Annotated in this window: 23 protein-coding genes and 1 riboswitch; of the genes, 2 read left to right on the top strand and 21 right to left on the bottom strand. The window is 39.4% G+C overall.

Going from position 1 to position 19674, the window contains the following annotated elements:
• Nucleotides 1-17: 17 nt before the first annotated feature.
• The 11 genes from ndk to cmk form a co-directional block, all read right to left on the bottom strand.
• Entirely contained in the window at nucleotides 18-464 is a 447-nt protein-coding gene (ndk, locus tag ERX29_RS01035) for a nucleoside-diphosphate kinase (RefSeq protein ID WP_133442919.1), read from the bottom strand.
• A 69-nt stretch (nucleotides 465-533) separates the two neighbouring features.
• Entirely contained in the window at nucleotides 534-1469 is a 936-nt protein-coding gene (gene hexs-b, locus ERX29_RS01030) for a hexaprenyl-diphosphate synthase large subunit (RefSeq protein WP_165981018.1), read from the bottom strand.
• A gap of 11 nt (nucleotides 1470-1480) precedes the next feature.
• Nucleotides 1481-2191: a demethylmenaquinone methyltransferase gene (locus ERX29_RS01025; protein WP_133442918.1), complete on the bottom strand. Its 711-nt coding sequence runs from the start codon at nucleotides 2189-2191 to the stop codon at nucleotides 1481-1483.
• A gap of 7 nt (nucleotides 2192-2198) precedes the next feature.
• Entirely contained in the window at nucleotides 2199-2669 is a 471-nt protein-coding gene (locus tag ERX29_RS01020) for a hypothetical protein (RefSeq protein ID WP_133442817.1), read from the bottom strand.
• A gap of 108 nt (nucleotides 2670-2777) precedes the next feature.
• Entirely contained in the window at nucleotides 2778-3050 is a 273-nt protein-coding gene (locus ERX29_RS01015; protein WP_133442816.1) for an HU family DNA-binding protein, read from the bottom strand.
• 111 nt (nucleotides 3051-3161) lie between these two features.
• On the bottom strand, nucleotides 3162-3878 hold the full coding sequence (locus ERX29_RS01010; protein ID WP_165981017.1) for a hypothetical protein: 717 nt from the start codon (nucleotides 3876-3878) through the stop codon (nucleotides 3162-3164).
• Nucleotides 3871-4059, bottom strand: a complete 189-nt coding sequence (locus ERX29_RS01005) for a DUF2768 domain-containing protein (protein ID WP_243719919.1) — start codon at nucleotides 4057-4059, stop codon at nucleotides 3871-3873. Before ERX29_RS01005 ends, ERX29_RS01010 begins: the two co-directional genes overlap by 8 nt.
• Nucleotides 4060-4086: 27 nt before the next feature.
• Nucleotides 4087-5085, bottom strand: a complete 999-nt coding sequence (locus ERX29_RS01000) for an NAD(P)H-dependent glycerol-3-phosphate dehydrogenase (RefSeq protein ID WP_133442813.1) — start codon at nucleotides 5083-5085, stop codon at nucleotides 4087-4089.
• A 12-nt stretch (nucleotides 5086-5097) separates the two neighbouring features.
• On the bottom strand, nucleotides 5098-6408 hold the full coding sequence (gene der, locus ERX29_RS00995) for a ribosome biogenesis GTPase Der (RefSeq protein WP_133442812.1): 1311 nt from the start codon (nucleotides 6406-6408) through the stop codon (nucleotides 5098-5100).
• 107 nt (nucleotides 6409-6515) lie between these two features.
• Nucleotides 6516-7673: a 30S ribosomal protein S1 gene (gene rpsA, locus ERX29_RS00990; RefSeq protein ID WP_133442811.1), complete on the bottom strand. Its 1158-nt coding sequence runs from the start codon at nucleotides 7671-7673 to the stop codon at nucleotides 6516-6518.
• A 78-nt stretch (nucleotides 7674-7751) separates the two neighbouring features.
• On the bottom strand, nucleotides 7752-8402 hold the full coding sequence (cmk, locus tag ERX29_RS00985; RefSeq protein WP_133442810.1) for a (d)CMP kinase: 651 nt from the start codon (nucleotides 8400-8402) through the stop codon (nucleotides 7752-7754).
• Between the two features lie 74 nt (nucleotides 8403-8476).
• Between cmk and ERX29_RS00980 the strand changes: the two genes are divergently transcribed.
• Nucleotides 8477-9442, top strand: coding sequence for an asparaginase (locus ERX29_RS00980; protein ID WP_133442809.1), 966 nt, complete (start codon nucleotides 8477-8479; stop codon nucleotides 9440-9442).
• Between the two features lie 103 nt (nucleotides 9443-9545).
• Here the strand turns inward: ERX29_RS00980 and ERX29_RS00975 are convergent, their stop codons facing one another.
• From ERX29_RS00975 to ERX29_RS00955, 5 genes are all read right to left on the bottom strand, one after another.
• On the bottom strand, nucleotides 9546-10520 hold the full coding sequence (locus tag ERX29_RS00975) for a YpdA family putative bacillithiol disulfide reductase (RefSeq protein WP_133442808.1): 975 nt from the start codon (nucleotides 10518-10520) through the stop codon (nucleotides 9546-9548).
• A 42-nt stretch (nucleotides 10521-10562) separates the two neighbouring features.
• Entirely contained in the window at nucleotides 10563-11183 is a 621-nt protein-coding gene (locus tag ERX29_RS00970; RefSeq protein WP_243719918.1) for a CBS domain-containing protein, read from the bottom strand.
• Nucleotides 11184-11232: 49 nt separating this feature from the next.
• Nucleotides 11233-12210 (bottom strand): LysM peptidoglycan-binding domain-containing protein, encoded by a 978-nt coding sequence (locus ERX29_RS00965; RefSeq protein WP_133442806.1) that lies wholly within the window; start codon nucleotides 12208-12210, stop codon nucleotides 11233-11235.
• Nucleotides 12211-12281: 71 nt separating this feature from the next.
• The gene (locus ERX29_RS00960; RefSeq protein ID WP_165981016.1) at nucleotides 12282-13646 is read right to left on the bottom strand and encodes a RecQ family ATP-dependent DNA helicase; all 1365 of its coding nucleotides are present in this window, start codon (nucleotides 13644-13646) and stop codon (nucleotides 12282-12284) included.
• The gene (locus ERX29_RS00955) at nucleotides 13624-14556 is read right to left on the bottom strand and encodes a helix-turn-helix domain-containing protein (protein ID WP_133442804.1); all 933 of its coding nucleotides are present in this window, start codon (nucleotides 14554-14556) and stop codon (nucleotides 13624-13626) included. Before ERX29_RS00955 ends, ERX29_RS00960 begins: the two co-directional genes overlap by 23 nt.
• Nucleotides 14557-14681: 125 nt before the next feature.
• Here ERX29_RS00955 and ERX29_RS00950 point away from each other — a divergent pair, with 125 nt between their 5' ends.
• Complete coding sequence (locus ERX29_RS00950; protein WP_133442917.1) at nucleotides 14682-14906, top strand: ferredoxin; 225 nt, start codon at nucleotides 14682-14684, stop codon at nucleotides 14904-14906.
• A 49-nt stretch (nucleotides 14907-14955) separates the two neighbouring features.
• Here ERX29_RS00950 and ERX29_RS00945 read toward each other — a convergent pair whose 3' ends face one another.
• The 5 genes from ERX29_RS00945 to ERX29_RS00925 form a co-directional block, all read right to left on the bottom strand.
• Nucleotides 14956-15180 (bottom strand): sulfurtransferase TusA family protein, encoded by a 225-nt coding sequence (locus tag ERX29_RS00945; RefSeq protein WP_133442803.1) that lies wholly within the window; start codon nucleotides 15178-15180, stop codon nucleotides 14956-14958.
• 18 nt (nucleotides 15181-15198) lie between these two features.
• Nucleotides 15199-16266, bottom strand: a complete 1068-nt coding sequence (locus ERX29_RS00940; RefSeq protein ID WP_207999141.1) for a YeeE/YedE family protein — start codon at nucleotides 16264-16266, stop codon at nucleotides 15199-15201.
• 159 nt (nucleotides 16267-16425) lie between these two features.
• Nucleotides 16426-16971 (bottom strand): ECF transporter S component, encoded by a 546-nt coding sequence (locus ERX29_RS00935; RefSeq protein ID WP_243719930.1) that lies wholly within the window; start codon nucleotides 16969-16971, stop codon nucleotides 16426-16428.
• 82 nt (nucleotides 16972-17053) lie between these two features.
• A riboswitch (FMN riboswitch) is annotated at nucleotides 17054-17182 on the bottom strand.
• 54 nt (nucleotides 17183-17236) lie between these two features.
• Nucleotides 17237-18907, bottom strand: coding sequence for an ATP-binding protein (locus ERX29_RS00930; RefSeq protein WP_243719917.1), 1671 nt, complete (start codon nucleotides 18905-18907; stop codon nucleotides 17237-17239).
• A gap of 50 nt (nucleotides 18908-18957) precedes the next feature.
• Complete coding sequence (locus ERX29_RS00925; RefSeq protein ID WP_133442799.1) at nucleotides 18958-19668, bottom strand: response regulator transcription factor; 711 nt, start codon at nucleotides 19666-19668, stop codon at nucleotides 18958-18960.
• Between the last annotated feature and the right edge of the window lie 6 nt (nucleotides 19669-19674).

The raw sequence follows: 19674 nt of genomic DNA, 5'->3' as shown, positions 1-19674 counted from the left end.
GACCTGTTTAATGTCTATTAGTAGACCCATGTTGAATTGACTAAAGAATAGTCAACTAGTTCTTCGCTGTTGAACCATAATGCGATTTCTTTCTCTGCTGATTCAACGGAATCAGACCCATGAATAATGTTCTTACCGACAGTCAGCCCGAAGTCCCCGCGAATTGTGCCAGGAAGTGATTCAGAAGGATTAGTGACTCCTACTAATGTACGGCCGACCTGTACCACGTTCTCACCTTCAAGAACCATTGCAAATACAGGACCTGAAGTGATGAAATCTACAAGCTCACCGAAGAACGGTCTTTCACTATGCTCTCCGTAATGAGTTTTAGCTAAGTCTTCTGAAACAGTCATCAGTTTTGCACCGACAATTTTCAGACCTTTGTTTTCAATACGTTTTACTATTTCACCGATTAAGTTACGCCCAACGCCGTCCGGCTTAATCATTAAGAAAGTTCTTTCCATCATTATCCCTACCTTTGTTTATTATAAAGCCAAAAACAGTTTACCATTGTAAACGATTTCTTTCAATCCCTAATGTGTACGCCCCGTCATTCTCTCGAGCAGCTCCTGCATTTGATATCTTGCATCTGTACTCGGAAGCTGTTTTAAATGCTCATAGGCTTTCTGTGTAAATTGGCCGCTGATTAGCAGCGCTTCATCAATACCATTTGTCTTCACCAAAGCGATGATCCGATCATAGTAACTTGATGTCTGAGTTGGGTGAAGGCTTTCAAGCAGCTCGACTAACTGCGGCTCCTTTTTCAAGGCACACAATAACGGCAATGTAATATGTCCATTACGAATATCGCCACCGACCGGCTTGCCTAACTGGTCTTCAGTACTTGTATAATCCAGCACATCATCTATAATCTGAAAACTCATTCCCATATAGTGTCCGAATCTGCCTAAATGATAAATATCATGCTCAGATGCCCCCGTACTAATACCACCGAGTTTGCAGCTTGCCTCAAGTAATATAGCTGTTTTTCTGTTGATCCGTCTTAAATATTTTCTGAAAGTGATATCTTTGTTGAACTGGTCTTCCATTTGAGCGAATTCACCGTAACAAACTTCAAGAATAACATCTGCTAAATACTGATGATAATATTCATTGTCGATATCAGCGATTAAATTCAACGCTGCTGCAAGAAGATAGTGACCTGTCTGAACAGCAACAGGTGCATCCCACTCTTCATGAACTGCATTGACTCCTCTCCGCTTTGAGCTGTCATCAATGTAATCATCATGTACGAGGCTTGCCATATGAATAATTTCAAGAGCTGTGGCAGTTTTAATCAGTGTCTCATCATCAGCTTTCCCAAAAGTACCAGACAGTAGCACAAAATAAGGTCGGATTCTTTTACCACCAGATGTCAGAATATGTTTTCCCGCTTCGTTCAATGATGTTTGATCATCACTGATGACATCATTTAATAATGATTCAACTGATTTGATACTTTCGTTCATAATGATCATCCTTAATGTGGTTTATAGCCGATGTGCATTGCACTAACGCCGCCTGTGAATCCTTTGAACTCAATTTTAACAAAACCTGCTTCAGCAAATAATTTAGCTAGTTCGAATTTACCTGGGAAGTTAAAGGCAGATTGCTGTAACCAGCTGTATTCTTTCATCGACTTGGCAAAGATCTTACCAAACAGCGGCATGATGAATTTAAAGTAAACTTGATAGCCTTGTTTAAAGACCGGCATAGTTGGATCACTCGTCTCGAGACAGACAACCATTCCACCTGGTTTTACAACACGGTGCATTTCTTTCAGCACCTGCAAATAATCAGGAACATTTCTCAGCCCAAAACCAATGGTGACATAATCAAACTGGTTATCCGGAAAAGGAAGTTCCATTGCATTACCCTGTATCAGGCTGATATTATTGATTTGTCTTGTTTTCTCTTCAGCCACCTTCAGCATGTTAGCGCTAAAGTCGAGTCCTGTGACCTGACCTGACTTTCCGACTGCCCGTGCCAGCTGAATGGTCCAGTCTCCTGTTCCGCAGCAGATATCAAGTGCTTTAGCGCCAGACTTCACTGCCATGCGCTTCATAACTTTTTTTCGCCAGCTTTTGTGCTGATTAAAACTAATGATATCGTTCAGACGATCATAGCGGGCTGAAATATTTTCAAATACACCATGTACCAGTTCTGTTTTTTCTTCCTGTGTCTTAGGCATTTCCTGTTTATTCAATACTGCACCTACTTTTAATATTATTAAGTGATGAATGCTGAATCAATCTTTGCATATCACTATCCTGAATCGATATGAACGGCGCCACAAAGGCAGTTTCGATTTTAGCAATTAATGACTGATCTCCGCTTTCCTTAAACATCGATTTCCACATATTCTGTGCTTTTACTGCCTGAGTCAGCACTTTAAATTGACCGACGTTGAACTCTTCTGCCATGTAGCGGTAAAATAAAGCACTAAGAAGGTCAGTCGTCAGTAAGGCCGTCGCCTTATTGTCATGATCAATTAAATCAGCATATCTCATGCTGGAATCAATAGCGATGATAGCTTTTTTGACATTGCTGCTGATGTTCAGCCGCTCAACGATCGCTGCTATATAAGGATTGATTTCAGGGCACTTATATGAAGTATACCGCTGCTCAAGCATTTGATTGTCATGATTATATTGTGCAATGAAGCCCATCGTTATTCCTCCAGTCATTACTTGTATATTATAACTTAAATACGTCAGAGTTAAACCAATAAACTCAAAATAAAAAAGCCCGAAAACGGGCTTTTTTAAAAGTCACAATTATTTAACTGCGTCTTTCAAAGCTTTACCAGCTTTAAATCCTGGTACTTTGCTTGCTGGAATTTCGATTTCTTTACCAGTTTGTGGGTTACGCCCTTTACGAGCAGCACGTTCACGAACTTCAAAGTTACCGAAACCGATTAATTGAACCTTCTCACCATTAGATAATGATTTTTGAATTGATTCAAAAACAGCATCAACAGCTAAGCCTGCTTCTTTTTTAGTTAAATTAGCATTTTCAGAAACTGCATTGATTAAATCTGTTTTATTCACGTCAATTCACCTCCCCAAAGGTTATGTAATGATAATAGTTTATCATTATGTAATGACTTTAACATAACAAACGTTGCTACTGCAATGTTTATTGTCAGTTTAATTATTTTTTCACTTAATTATCGCGTGCGTTTTAAATACAGGCTCATTTTTATCGTCTACAGTATAAGGGACGCTGTATGCTGGAAGTATTGGTGAATCGTCATATAGGATATGGCGTATATCGGATCCTTTTTCCAGATTTAAATGGCTGTCGCTTATTTTTTTGCCGAGGTCAACTGTGTAATCAATGATGAAATCATTTCCGCCGTTAATATATATCGGCAGTGCTTCACCGCTATATGGACTTTTAACAGTCGGATATTTTTTTAGACCATATTTCTTGTAGTCAATCTCATAAACATTTGGTCCGATTTTATTTTTGAGCGGCAGTTCATTATTTTTTACATTCAGCCGTATCCTTAAATCTTTCAGCACCTCAGAGGTACGTAGGTCAATCAATTTAACTGTCGGATTTTTTTCGACATCCACCAGCACATATTGAAAATATCCGCCCTTCTCAAAGGAAGAACCAGGCAATTGAGATAAGTACCGTGGTGACAGCTTTTCAAAATCAATGGGGTGTTTGACATAGATGTCATAGCTTGTATCCCGTTCTTTAATCGGCAGAAGACCATCATTATCCTGCTGATATTGGTCGACTGCAGTCTGCACCATCTTCAATTGGTCGTCAGGCGCCACCTGGTTTTCAGTACGTTGTTCTTCTGGATAGAGACAACCGGATAGAAGAAAGACAGGTATGATGAGTAGTAATAGACGTTTAAGCATGGCTTGAACCACCTAACACCACAATCATCAGCAGACCACTGATAATCAGGCTTAAGTAAGCCGCAATTGTCAGTACTGTAGACAAAACTTTATTTTTGACTTTGAATCTGGCGAAATAGATAAGCGCCATAGCTGCAAGCATCAATCCGAGTGAGTAGAAAGATACCCACATTAAATCCATTCTTGATATGTTAAACATTACAGTCACCTATTCATTTGTTTTTTCACGATTCATTAAGGTCTTGACATTAGTTTCCAGTGGTTCATTGTTGAACAGTACGCCATATAACGCTTCAGTAATCGGCATCTCAACGTTATAAGTCTGTGCCATCTCAAAGGCTGCTTCAGTCGTTCTCACGCCTTCAACTACCATTCCCATTCTACTTAATGCTTCTTCAAGAGACAGACCTTTACCGAGCATATTCCCGCACTTCCAGTTTCGAGAGTGTACAGATGTACACGTGACGATTAAATCACCTATACCTGCAAGTCCTAAAAATGTCATCGGATCAGCACCCATTTTTGTTCCGAGCCTTGTAATTTCAGCAAGACCACGAGTCATCAATGCCGCTTTCGCATTATCGCCGTGACCCAGACCATCTGTAATTCCAACAGCGAGAGCTATGATATTTTTTAAAGCGCCGCCGATCTCTACACCAATCAGATCATCATTTGTATAGACCCGGAAATAATCCGACATAAATAAATCCTGAGTCATTGTTCTGATAGCTTCATTGTCTGAGGCTACTGCAACCGTGGTCGGTTGTCTGAGTGCGACTTCCTCGGCATGACTCGGCCCGCTTAACACCCCTACCCCTGTAAAAAAATCTTCATGAATTTCTTCTTCGATCATCTGTGAGATTCGTTTAAAAGTCTGTGGTTCAATTCCTTTGGAGACATGTACAATGACTTTTTTACTATCCGCTTCTCTATTGATTTTCTGACATACTTCGCGAATACCTTTAGTCGGAACAGCCATGATCAAATAATCACTGAAAGAGAGTGCCTTTTTTAAGTCTGAAGTGGCCTGCATATTCTCATTCAAAGTAATGCCGGGAAGGTATTTTTGATTTGTCTTTGAATGATTAAGCTCATCGACAGTCTGCTGTGTTTTTCCCCACATCATTACATCATGTCCATTATCTAACAGAACATTAGCAAGCGCTGTACCCCAGCTGCCTGTTCCTAGTACTGTTATTGTCGTCATAAAAATTTCCTCCTAATTACGCTTTCTTGCAATTAAATGAATAGGTGTTCCCTCAAAACCAAATGCATCACGTATTCTATTCTCGAGAAATCGCTGATACGAGAAGTGCATCATTTCTACATCATTGACAAAAACAACAAATGTCGGTGGTTCAATCGCCACCTGTGTGCTGTAGAAAATGTTCAGACGGCTGCCGTTATCGGTCGGCGTAGGATTCATTGCTACTGCATCTGTAATGACTTCATTGAGTGTACTGCTTTGCACACGTTTTTTATGGTTTTCACTTGCCATATTGATCAGCGGGAATAATGTAGTCAGACGTTTTTTCTGCAATGCAGAAACGAAAGCAATCGGAGCATAGTCTAGAAACTGGAAGTGCGCACGAATATTGTCTTCAAACTTTTTCATCGTTTTAGAGTCTTTGTCAACTGTATCCCACTTGTTGACTACAATAACAATTGCTTTTCCTGCCTCGTGAGCGTACCCGGCAATTTTCTTGTCCTGCTCAATAATTCCTTCTTCAGCATCTATTACGACCAATACAACATTAGAACGTTCTATCGCGCGAAGCGCACGAAGTACGGAATAACGTTCTGTAGATTCGTAGACTTTCCCCTTTTTACGCATGCCCGCTGTATCAATCATGACATACTCCTGATCCTGGATTGTATACACTGTATCTATTGCGTCTCTTGTCGTGCCCGCAACCGGCGATACAATGACCCGTTCTTCTCCGAGAATGCTGTTAATCATGCTGGATTTGCCAACATTAGGACGACCAATCAAGCTGAATTTAATGATATTGTCATCATAATCTTCTTCATTGTCTTCAGGAAAGTGTTTGCTTGCTTCATCCAGCATATCACCGAGACCCAGACCATGAGAACCAGAGATAGGAAACGGTTCGCCGAAACCTAATGAATAGAATTCATAAATATCACTTCTCATTTCAGGGTTATCTACTTTGTTTACAGCTAGTACGACAGGTTTATTTGATTTATAAAGAAGCTGGGCAACGAATTCATCATCACGGGTCACACCATCTCGTGCATTGACCATAAAGATAATGACGTCAGCTTCATCGATAGCGATTTCAGCCTGAGCACGAATCTGTTCCTGGAATGGTTCATCTCCAAGTTCAATACCGCCTGTATCTATAATGTTGAATTCATGTGTCAGCCAATCGCCACTGGAATAAATACGGTCACGTGTCACGCCTGGTGTATCTTCGACGATAGAAACACGTTCACCGATAATACGGTTAAATATAGTTGATTTACCGACATTAGGACGGCCGACGATAGCTATAGTTGGTTTAGTCAATTTGTTCTTCCTCTCAATTAATATCCAATCTATTTTATCATATGTTGAATTGTTATCATAATTAAAAAAAAGTAACGCCGAAACGTTACTTCTTTAGTCTTAACAGATTATAATTTTAAATTTTTGAACTTATCACCGAAGACATCACCAAGCGTCGGCGCATCATCATTTTGCTGAGATGAATTCAAGTATGAAGTATCAAAGTCTTCTGACTGCTCTTCAGTCGCTTTGATGGATAGACCGATACGTTCATCTTCTTTATTGATATCAAGAATTTTTACGCGGACGGTCTGTCCTGCTTCAAGTACATCAGCAGGATTAGCAATATGTTCATGGCTGATCTGGGATATATGGACTAACCCTTGAAGTCCTTTAGCAATCTCAACAAATGCACCGAAAGCAGCGAGTCTCATCACTTTACCTTCGACGATGTCGCCTACTTTGAACTGCTCATCGATTGTTTCAAATGGTCCAGGCAATGCATCTTTGATCGACAGTGAAATACGTTCTGAGTCTTCGTCGACGTTCAGAATTTTCACTTTAACGTCCTGCCCGATTTCCAGTGCATCTTCCACTTTTTCAAGACGGTCATGAGTAATCTGAGAAATATGAACTAAACCATCCACATTGCCGATATTGACGAATGCACCAAAATTAGTAATACGTGCAACTTTTCCGTCAACGATAGAACCTGCTTCAAGCGATTTGAGGGATTCAGCACGTTTGGCTTTATTTTCTTCTTCTTCAATCGCTTTATGGTTTAAAATCACACGATTCTTTTCCTGATCCAGCTCTTCAATCTTAAGCGTCAGCTGACGTCCTTGATAATCAGAAAAATCTTCAATGTATTCAGTTGAAATCAATGAAGCAGGAATGAACCCTCGCAGACCAACGTCTACGACTAGTCCGCCTTTTACTACTTCTTTCACTTCAGCTTCAAGTGTTTCATTGTTTTCAAATTTTTCACGTAATGAATCAAATGATTGAACTTCGTCTAATTTACGTTTGGATAAAATGTAATGTCCATCCTCTTCTTTATCTTCTATTTTAGTGACAAATGCTTCAATTTCATCACCAACTGATACTGCCTCTTCAGCTTTTTCAATATGAAGACTCGTTAACTGGCTGATAGGAATGATACCGTCATATTTTGCACCTTCGATTTGCACAACAACGTGCTTATCCTCGATTTTTTGAACAGTACCAGTTACTTTATCGCCTTCGTTAATTTCAGTTATCATGTTTTCGTTAAATTCTTCAGTCATCGTCTCGTCCTCCTAATAATAAAACTTCCATATTAAACTTCTTATAATATGGAATAAAAGTCAAGAAATACGCCTTTACTATAGACGTTCCTCTGCGAGTGATAATATTTTATCGGTCACATGTTCAATCGATAGACCAGTTGTATCAATAGAGACTGCATCCTCTGCTTTAGTAAGCGGTGAGATATCACGTGTCATATCGAGATGATCGCGCTCTGAAATGTCGGCAATCAGCTGATCATAGGAACTGGCAATACCTCTTGATTCATTATCCAGAAGACGTCTATTCGCCCGTTCCTCAACAGAAGCAATCATATAAACTTTAAGCTCAGCATCAGGAATCACTGTTGTTCCGATATCACGACCATCCATGACCACACCTTTATCTCGAGTCATCATCTGCTGCAACTCTACGAGAAATGCTCTTACTTCAGGCTGACTTGCAACAAAAGAGACATTTTCAGTTATATCGTTCTCGCGAATTCTATCAGTGATATCCTCATCATTTAACAGCACACGTTGGCCTTTTTCATTAATTAACTTGATCTCCAGCTGATTCACCAGCTCATTAAAGGGAATTTCTTTGTTGTTCAAATGTGCAAATGTAATTGCCCGGTACATGGCACCAGTATCAACATAAATCATATTGAGTGCAGCCGCCACTCGTTTGGCTATCGTACTTTTTCCAGCAGCTGCCGGTCCATCTATCGCAATGTTAATCTTGTCCATAACGTTACCTACCTTGTTGTTTAATCTTATTTATTTTATCATAGAAACAAAAGCTTTGTAATCAGGAGGAAGCCATGAAAAAAATATTAGTGCTCCATACCGGAGGCACCATCAGTATGTCAGAAAACAAAGAAGGATATGTCACAACGAATACTGAAAATCCAGTGTCAGATATAGCAACAGTTCACCACCTTGCAGATATAACAGAAGTGAATCCGTTTCAGATCCCCTCACCTCATATGACACTTCATCATATGAACCTGCTCAGAAAAACAATTATTTCACATATCAACGAAGAGAACTTTGATGGTGTAGTTATTACTCATGGTACTGATACTCTTGAAGAAACGGCCTATTTTCTTGATCTAACACTCAATGTCTCTATTCCGGTCATATTAACCGGTGCGATGCGTTCGTCTAACGAAATTGGCGCAGACGGGCTCTATAACTACATTGCAGCTATACGGACCGCCTGTGATAATTATGCCAAAGGAAAAGGTGTTCTTGTCGTTTTTAACGATGAAATTCATAGCGCAAAAAACGTGACGAAAACACATACATCAAATACAAGTACTTTTCAAAGTCCAAACTATGGACCGCTCGGAATTATCACTAAGAATAATATATATTTTCACCATTTACCTGTAATTAACCAGCCGTTAGTAAAAGTTGATGAATCAGTCAAAGTCGGCCTGATTAAAGCACACTCAGACTTAGATGCGTCCCTGCTTAATTTCTTTAATGAAGCACAGTATAACGGAGTCATTATAGAAGCGTTAGGACAAGGAAATCTTCCTCCTAGCGCCATGGAAGGATTAGAACTGCTGCTTGATAATCACATTCCTGTCGTTCTTGTTTCACGCTGCTTTAATGGTATAGTCAGCAATAACTACCAGTATGAAGGCGGTGGTTATGAGCTTCACCAAAAAGGTGTTATCTTCTCCAATGGTCTGAATGGTCAGAAAGCCAGACTGAAGCTTATCGTCGCTCTGAGTAATGGCCTGTATGGTGAAAGATTAAAAGAATATTTCAGCAAGTAACCTGCTAAATGGGGACAGTATGCGCTATTGACTGCATGCTGTCCCCTTATCGTGTCCCAATTGACCATCTCTCAATAAGACGGGTCAACTAAAATCTTAAAATCTACTGATTCTTTCTCTGTATAATCGTCTCCGCTATCATGCCACCATGAAACTTCCCATTTTCTATAAAGATTGTGTTGGCATCATTGCCTGCTGCTATGACACCTGCGATAAATAAATTTGGTACATTGGTCTCCATCGTTTCTCTATCATAGTATGGAGCCGTGCCATAATCGTTCGTGATGAGCTTAATACCTGCTGATTCAAGAAAAGAGTAGTCCGGGTGGTAGCCGATCATTGCAAATACATGATCATTGTTAAGTTTCATCGTTTCTCCATCTACAGAGAAGACGACATAATCTTCAGCTATCTGCTCTATCGCTGCGTTAAAATGCATATCGATTTTTTCATTTCTGACTAGTGAATCAAACACCGGAAGAATCCACGGTTTAATACTCGTTGAATACTCGGATCCGCGGTAGATGACAGTTACCTCAGCTCCGGCCTTTTCAAGTTCTATCGCCGCATCTACAGCTGAATTTTTACCCCCTATTATCAGTACTTTCTTATTAAAATAAGGATGAGCTTCTTTAAAGTAGTGGTGAACTTTTGGAAGGTCTGAACCTGTCACTTCAAGTACATTTGGCTGACCATAGTAACCAGTCGCTATAGTCAGATATTTACACTGATAAGTTGTTTTATTCGTTTCGAGTTTAAACCCTTCAGAGTCTGATGTCACTGAAAGTACTGTTTCATCTGTATTAATAGTCAAGTCATAAAATTTAACTACTGAGCGATAATAGACTAACGCTTGATTCCTTCTCGGCTTATGTTCTTCAACTATAAACGGGACATCACCGATTCCCAGTTTCTCGCTTGAAGAGAAAAATGTTTGATGCGTCGGATAATTATATATCGCCTGGACGACATTTCCTTTTTCAATAATCAACGTCTCAATGCCTTGTTTCTTCTGCTCAATCGCAGCAGATAAACCACAGGGACCAGCGCCGATGATAATGCTTTCAATATATGTCAATGTCTACACCTTCCTAAAAAAAAGAAGCTCAAAGCGAGCCCCTTAGTCTTGTTGAATATCTAGAATTTTAAATCCATGATTCGTCAAATATTTTGTAAATTTCTTAAGGTCTTTGTCTGATTCAACTTTAATGATCATACGACGATGCATTTTATCTGTCTCATCAAATGTTACAAATGAAATAGCATTTAGTTTGAATTTCTGCATCGCCTGTGCGAGCCGTTTAATTCGACCTTCTGCATCGATAGATGTAATCGCAATACGGACCCCTTTACGATTCATACCGAATGCGCTCTTGAACTGCTCCATTACATCAAATCGTGTCACCACACCAAGAAATTCATTTCGATTATTGATAATGCTCAAAATAGGGAAATCCTGAAGAGATAAGAACGATTCTTCAAATAACGAGTCATCTTTCACACTATACTTATCAATTGCCAGAATATCTTTTATCTTCGTATTATCAAGAAAATCTTCTCTTTCTTTTCTTTCTTTCATGAAGAAAAAGTGTCTGAAAATATCAAACTGTGTCGCTGTCCCGTAATAACTTCCTGTGCCGACTACCGGCATTCCGTCAATTCCATAGTGCTCAAGTTTGTCGAGTACTGATTTCACTGAATCGTCCGGACTTGCTACGTAACATTTTCCTTTTGGTATCATTATTGTCTTTAAATACATGGATATCCCCCTTGTTTAAAACACATAAAAATTACTTAGGTATCACTAATGTTTGACCTGCGCCAATTTCATTTCCCGTAATACCATTAGCTCTTCTAATTTTTTCAACATTTTCTGCTGATCCATTGCCGTAATACTTAATAGCAATACGGTATAAGTTTTCATTAGAGCCTACTACGTGTGTGGTACCAACAGTGTTATTACTGTCTTTTTCAGTAGAAGGTTCTTCTGATGTTGGTGCTTCTGTTGCTGCACTTTCAGTTGAAGGTACTTCAGTCGTTGTATCTTCAGAAGTACTTTCTTCAGTTGATGCAGCAGTCTTTTCTTCTGTTGTTTTTTCTTCAGTTGATTTCTTCTCAGTGGTCGCCGCATCATTTTTATCGTCCGCTGATTTTTTATTTTCTTCAGTTGATTTATCTTTGCTGTCAGTCACTGCCACATTGTTATCTTTGTCAGGACCATTAATCTGATTGTTAATATACATCCCTACCAGCAAGATGATAGGAATCAAAATTAATAAAGCAGCAAGTAACGGGATCCATTTATTGCTTGTCTTGTGATCTTCATAGTAGTCATCATCATGTTCATCTGAATCTACTTCTTCAGCCTCGGCATCATGTGCTGACGCTGCAGCAACAGTACCTGCTGCTGCTCCACCGGCAACATACGTCGTACGGCTGACATGTTCACTGTCATCTTCATCGTTCTTACGTGTAGCGTTTCCTACTGCTGAACTGCCTACACCTGAAGCAATGATAGATCGTTTGCGACGCTTTTCACTACCAGTCTCTTCTTCAGTTTCATCGTTATGATCTTCCGAACGACGACGTCTTTCAGCAGAGCGATTTCTTCTTGAAACACCTCGAGGTGGAAACTCCTGCGATTCATTTGTTTCTACATTCTCACTGTTTACGGTATCATCTGATACTGGTACTTCTGTTACTTCTTCCTGTCTTTCAACCGGCTGCTTACTTTTTTCAAATTCATCTCTAAAATCATCTTTTGACATAAATTCACCTGCTTATAAATTATTCAAATATATTATTTATTATAGACAATGAAACGCTTATTAGTAAAGCACTAGTCAAACTTAAATAAAGAATTAATGTATTCTTCGAAAAGAACGGAACGTTTTTCCTTCACGATAGTTTTAAACTCAAAGTCATGCGTGCCTTGACAGACTTCACAATGCTCACACGTTCCCTCGTAGTCATAAAGCTGACTGCTTAGACAGTGTTTAGCGGTCCCGTAATTTATCATAGCCTTCACAGCATTATATTTTGCTGCTGTTTCATCATTTAACAACTGTCTCAATACACTCACAGAAAATCTTCTGAGTAGAATATGGATGAATTCCTTCTTTTCATCAGGCAGCTGAACACCTTCCTTGTAGAATTTAAGGTCTTCTTCTGTCAATCGATCTTCTTCAAGAAATTTAAAAGCGATGTTTAAATCTTCCGGATGATAGAGCAGTATGGCCTGTGACTGCTCTCCGTCTCGCCCTGCTCGTCCTATCTCTTGTACATATTGAAAAATTGATTTTGGAACGTGATAATGGATAATCGTCCGAATGTTCTTCTTGTTGATTCCCATACCGAACGCACTCGTCGCGCAGACAAACTGGATCGTATCATTTTGAAATGACAGTTGCACACTCATCCTCTCTTCGTAACTCATATCTGCATGATATGTCATTCCTTTAAAGCCGGAACTGAGCAGCTGCTGCTGAACATCATCACACATCTTCTTAGAAGAAAAATAAATAATCGCAGGTCCTGATGCTGGCAGAAGTTGCATCAATTTTTCCACTTTATGTGAAGTATGTACTGGCATCACTTTCAAAAAAATATTATCTCTGGCTGTTCGATGATCGATAACAGTCAATCTGCGATTAAGAAGATGCTGAATATCATGAATCGTCTTATCATTGGCAGTAGCTGTCAAAGCAATCACCTGAGCTTCAGAATAATAATCCAGCAGCTCATTAAGCAGCAAGTAGTGCGGCCTGAAATCATATCCCCATTCTGATATACAGTGTGCCTCATCGATGACGATATGAGTGAACTGCATATTAGAAATAATAGAACGTGCTCTGTCTGTAGCAAGCCATTCCGGTGAACAAAAGATAAAGTGATACCGGTTGAGCTGTCTTAAAATCATGCGCTTTTCACGTATATCAAGATGACTATGAATACACACCGCTTTAATTTTCAGTCGTTTAAGTTCAGCCACCTGGTCTTCCATAAGAGAAACAAGCGGAGTAATGACTAAAGCACGCCCGTTCACATTGAGAACAGGCAGCTGATAACATAATGACTTTCCTGCGCCGGTTGACAGCAGCGCTAATATGTCACACCCTCTGTTCGCAAGCTCTATAATCTCCTTCTGACCAGACCTCAAACCTTCAAATCCAAATACATCACTAAGTATTTGCTCCTGCTTCATCATACGCCTCCTTTATGACAAGACATAAAGCCAGTTTAATCTTGAAATAACTATCGATGCTGGAATTCTCATAATAAGGCTTTAGTTTCTCGAACTTATGTAGTCTATACAGCTGTCTTATTTCTACTACTTCCGATTCGCTGATAAACTGCTTCCAGTCAAATGCATAATCTTTGATCATCATCTCAATTAAATGATCTTCTATTGTATGTTGTTTAACGTGACGGATAGCAGCCATCCGCTCAACAGTATATCGCTGCTCAAGGAGAGTAGATGTCTTTTCACTTGCACTATGAAGCGGTATTCTAATATACAATCCGGATAGTTTCGGGTGCTGTCTGATCATCGCTGTGATAACATTGTATTCTTTAAGGAGCGCTAAATCGATTTCATCTTCTGTAATTCCACACTCTATCAAGATATCACTTTTACTGAAATGCTGACCTGAACCGTCCGGCAGCAGTAAATAACTATAACAAGTTCCGAGACATTTCTCCACTGATTGATAAAGATTAACCAGGTCATTCCTGAATATTTCAGGATTGTCTTTATAAAGTATGAAACACTGTCTTACTTGCTGCTGAACAAACAGATGATTCGTCACTGGATAAAAACTTGGAAGCTGAAGAGTTTTAGCTGATAAGCTTTGAGTAAGCAGTCTTAAACTCTGGAATGTCAGTTGTGATGAATCATAGAAATAAGGATAGAACTGATGATCCCTTATAACTATATGTGATTCGTCGTCAGACTTTAGTCCATGAGGAAAACAATTATAAAAAGGCAGCAGTCCTTGCATTAAAGCATCAAAATAAGTCTGATGGGATTTGTAGCCTGTTAAAATATTAGTAAAGCTTTTATCGGTTTTTGATTGAAATTTCTTCATTTTTGCAAGTGTTAATATAGAATTCATTTACTCCTCCAAATAATATAAGTTGAAAAATAAGAAATGAATCTCTAAAATAAGTATGTACTGATAGTGTAGCACTTTTAAGTAAGGAGGCGAATAGTTTGGCAGGTAAATATACGATTGTCGATATGGATACATGTATCGCATGTGGTGCTTGTGGTGCCGCTGCGCCCGATATATACGACTACGATGACGAAGGTATTGCGTTTGTCATTCTCGATGACAACAAAGGAATTCAGGAAGTACCAGAAGAGCTTGAAGAAGATATGATTGATGCATTTGAAGGGTGTCCAACAGATTCTATCAAAGTAGCAGACGAGTCCTTTGATGGAGATGCACTTAAATTTGAATAACTCATTATAAAAACGGCTGGAATTTAAAATTCCAGCCGTTTTAGTCTTATTAAGCTTTCTGTACAGTGATTGACCACGATGCATCGTCCAGCTGTTCGTAATTCGTCACCGGATAATTGTTATCCGCTGCCCAGTTCGGAATTGCTTCTGTCGCCTGAGTGCAGTCAAAATCTATTTTAAGTTCTTCGCCTGGTGCAAGTGTCTCCATTTTTTTCTGTGCTTCAATTAAAGGAAACGGACAGACCATCCCAACAGTTCCTAACTCATGTACCATAATTAATCCTCCTGAATTTTAAGCAGTCTGTGTCACTGCTGATGTTTTTGCAGATTTTTTATATTGCTGCATTGGTCTGACAAATACAAAATAACTCATAAACCAAGATCCAAATATCATAAACACAAGTGAAATCCATCCCTGCCACGACATGGTAGCTGTTGCTACCAGCCCATTACCTATAGAACAGCCGCCTGCAAGCGATGCACCAAAGCCCATAAACAATCCACCGATGACGCTATTTTTGATAGTTTTAATATCCGGCAGTCGCCATTTGAACTCCCGTGATCCCTTGGCTGCCATATATGAGCCGACAAAAATTCCAAGTACCAGGAAGACACCCCAGTCAAGTATTGCAGTATCACCTGTTGTAATAAACTGAACTAATTTTGCTGAAGGTGTGGTGATGCCAAGTCCACCTTCTCTACCTGTAGAAATACTCATCGGCCAGGCAAGCAGTGCAATCAGACCGATAATTATCGCTGCAGCAAATGTGTGATATCTTTTTTCGAATAAGTAATGTTTGATACCGGTAAAACGCTGCTTCAGTTGGGGGACTGCCATCATTTTCTTTTTACTTAATGTTCTATTCACCAAGAACAAAGTGACTGCTGACAGAACAACTACAAAAACCCAGAAGGGAATACCGGTCGTTTCAGTCATGCTAGAATTCGCTAGAGTTTTACTGTTAATACTCTCGCTGATGGGTTTCAGAAAACCGAATTTTGTTGCCGAAGCACCAAGAGCATACATGAACAGCGCAATCCAGCTGCCAATTAAACCCTCTCCTGCGCGGTACCAAGTACCTGTCGCACAACCTCCTGCAAGAATAATTCCAATTCCGAAAATAAATGAACCGATTATCGTTCCTACAATTGGAAAGGGTTCATATGTTATTTTAAACACTCCGGTCACAGATAATATTAAAAGCCCTATACTCTGAATAGTGATTGCTATTAATAATGCATAGAACATTTTATTGTTTTTTTGTACGTACATATCTCTGAAGCCGCCCGTCAGACAGAACCGAGTCCGCTGCATCACGAACCCGAGCATACTTCCTACGATTAAACCACTGATAATCATCCAGACCAATTTTATAACCTCCTACAATTCCGATGGACTTAATAAGATATATAATAAACAATTAATCAGTAGAATGCAAGATTAAATTTCCATATAAAAAGAACCGACATCAGCCGGTCCTTATGTCATGTTATTGAATTGATTAATTTTATAGATTATTTAGAAACGGTTCTTTAAGATTGGCAGTAACGGTTTGCTGAGCAGCATAAAAATTAGTGACAAAAGCAGTCCTTTAATGATATTGAACGGAATAATGCCTGCTGATACAATCACCTTTAAGTTTGCAGCGATATCTTCTAAATTCATGATCATCCCGTACAATGGCAGAAGTACAAAGTAATTCAGTATACTCATCACTACGGCCATCGCGAGTGTCGCAGCTATAAATGCTGGCACAAGACGGTGTTTGAGCTGTCTGCCGGCAATCAGATAAACCGTGATAATGAACGAAGTCCCTGCTAAGAAATTTGCTGCTGGTCCGACGGGATCACCTGGGGTCATCAGAAAGTTAAGAAGATTTTTGATACCTTCGACTAGGATGGCACCGACCGGTCCTACAGTAAATAAAGCGAGGAGCGCTGGAATATCGCTGAAGTCAATCGTTAAATAAGGTGGTAAAAAAGGAAGCGGGAACTTGATAAACATCAGTACAAAACTAATTGCACTTAATAGACTGATTAAAATCAGCCGTTTTGTTCTATGAATATTTGCCATGATAATCTCCTTACATTCATCCGAGAATGAGGAGGTTGCAGCACAAATAAACATGACCATATTCATGTGTTCCCTCCATCTTCTCCCATCCAGACTTTACTGTCGGCTCTGGAATTTCACCAGATCAGCCATCATCAAATTACAATGACAGGTCGCGGGCTTTAACCGCCGGTACGGAATTTCACCGTCCCCGAAGATGAATATTAAATTTTTGGACCGAAGTCCATTTATTATCATATCAAAACAAGAATAAAAATCAATGTTTTGGTATTGTGATAATGAATTTCGTTCCTTGACCCGCCTGGCTTTCAACTCGTATATGACCGGCATGTGACTGAACAATAGCCTGGACAATAAATAAGCCGAGCCCTGTGCCGTGGTTTCCTCTCGTTCTTGCCGCTTCCACTTTGTAAAATCTGTCAAATATATGCGGAAGGTGTTCCGCTGCTATTCCGACTCCTGTATCTTGAATAGTCAGTTCAAGAATTTCTTGATGGACCGATGCTTTGAGCGTAATGGCGTCCCCTTCATGCGTATACCTGATGGCATTATCTATTAGATTGGTCAGTACTTGAATCATCTTGTCATAGTCAAGCATCCAGTTTAAATGATGAGATACTCCATATTTAAGTTCAATTTTGTTATCAATTAGCCGTTGATTGAAGTTTGCCGCTACTTTACTGAAAAGGGTTTCGATATTGACTTCTTCAATCATCAGTTCATTAGTTCCTGCGTCATAGCGGGCCACGTTCAACAGTTCATTGACCATTCGGTTTAACCTTTTACTTTCGTCAAGAATAATATAGAGGAATTCATCACGTTCTTCCTTTGTGTTCCCAATACCATCAAGCAGTGCTTCAGTATAGCCCTGCAGCATCTGTATCGGTGTTCTTAGTTCATGGGACACATTAGCGATAAATCTTTTCTTCATTTCATCATTCTGATATTCTTCTGTCATATCTCTAATAAGAGCAACGGCCCCAACTTTCTGATTGGTTTTCACAGGAGAGATGATGATGACGAAAAAATGCTTATCCTGTACCGCAGTATAACTTTCAGTCTGTACTAAAGTCGTCACTCGTTTAAACTTTTCCTTTAACCGCTGTTTTTCCTCGTCACTGATAAGTGCCAGAAATTTTTCAGCCATCGGATTGATCAGCTGTGTTTCAATATCAAGCTCATAGCTCAGTACTCCGTCAGCCATAGCATCAATGAGTTTATCTCTGACATTTCGCTCTGCTTCAATGGAATTGATATTTTGTCGAATATCATGCTCCATCTTATTAAATGCGACTGTCAGTTCACCGATTTCATCCCGTGAATGCGTGATTAGTTTTCCAGTCTGTTCTCCTCTTGCAACTTTAAATGCTGAATCTTTTAGAAGTAACAGCGGTTTAGTAATTCTCGTCGACAGAAAGAAAGCAAAAATAGTCGTCAATAAAATGAGGAGCAGTGTTACCCCTAAAATAATAAGACAAATAAACTGTATTGTATCAGTGATTGAATTGATGTCCTGATATAAAATAATGGCACCATTCGTGTCGAATGCCTGAGATGGAAATCCGAGAAGTATATATCTGTGCAGATCTTCCTGATAATGGACAGTGATCGTTTTAGTCACATGTTTTTCTTTATCGAAAACTGCCTGGTAATCTTTATTTGTTTTTACTTCATCAATCATGACCTGTTTTAACGGATTATCATATGATTTTTTCAGATCATCTTCGCTTTTTAAAATGATCAGACCAGCAGGATTCTCCATCAGTTCCTTAGCATAATCAAGTGAATCCTGTTGATTATGATGGCTCATAAGAACTTCTTCAATTTTTGTCGCATTCTGATATAGATTATTACCGGTTTCAGCAATAAAGTAAGCATTAAAAAAGCTGACAAGTGCCACGGACAATATAATTAAAACTGTAGTCACTATCAAAATGATAGTTAACCACAGTTTTATGACCACACTATTTAAATGATTCATTGTTCTTTAACCTCGAATTTATAACCGACTCCCCATACAGTGTGAATCATCTCAGCGGTTTTCGGAGACACTTTGTTCAGTTTTTCCCGCAGTCGTTTGACATGAGTATCCACTGTGCGAAGATCACCATAAAACTCATAATGCCATACTTCTTTCAATAGTTGCTCACGATCAAATACTTTATCCGGTGATTTTGCCAGGAAAAGCAGCAGTTCATATTCCTTAGGGGTCAAGTTAACTTCCTTATTCTCCGCGCTCACGCGGTGAGCATCATTATCGATGACCAGTGTATCAAAGACAATCAGATCCTTTGCATGATTATCGTGCTGAAAAAACAGCGAACTTTGGGAACGTCTCAATATCGCTTTAACACGAAGCACAACTTCGCGCGGTGAAAATGGTTTAACGATATAATCGTCTGCACCAATTTCAAACCCTTCTACTCTATTGTTTTCCTCACCTTTAGCTGTCAGCATGATAACGGGCGTTGACTTCTCTTCTCGAATCTTTCTGCAGACTGTCAGGCCATCCATACCAGGCAGCATGATATCGAGCAAAATACAGTGGAAATTACTTTCCAGTGCCAGCTGGAGTGCTTGTTCTCCGTCTGCTGCTTCTACTGTTTCAAATCCTTCACGTTCAAGATACATCTTAGCAAGTTTTCTTATTCTATCTTCATCGTCAACTATTAGAATTCTTTCTTTCATATGACA

Source organism: Macrococcus lamae, assembly GCF_004359545.1.
In the GTDB taxonomy this organism is placed as follows: Bacteria; Bacillota; Bacilli; order Staphylococcales; family Staphylococcaceae; genus Macrococcus; species Macrococcus lamae.
The sequence above is the reverse complement of the archived record's forward strand: the minus strand, read 5'-3'. Positions and strand labels throughout refer to the sequence as shown.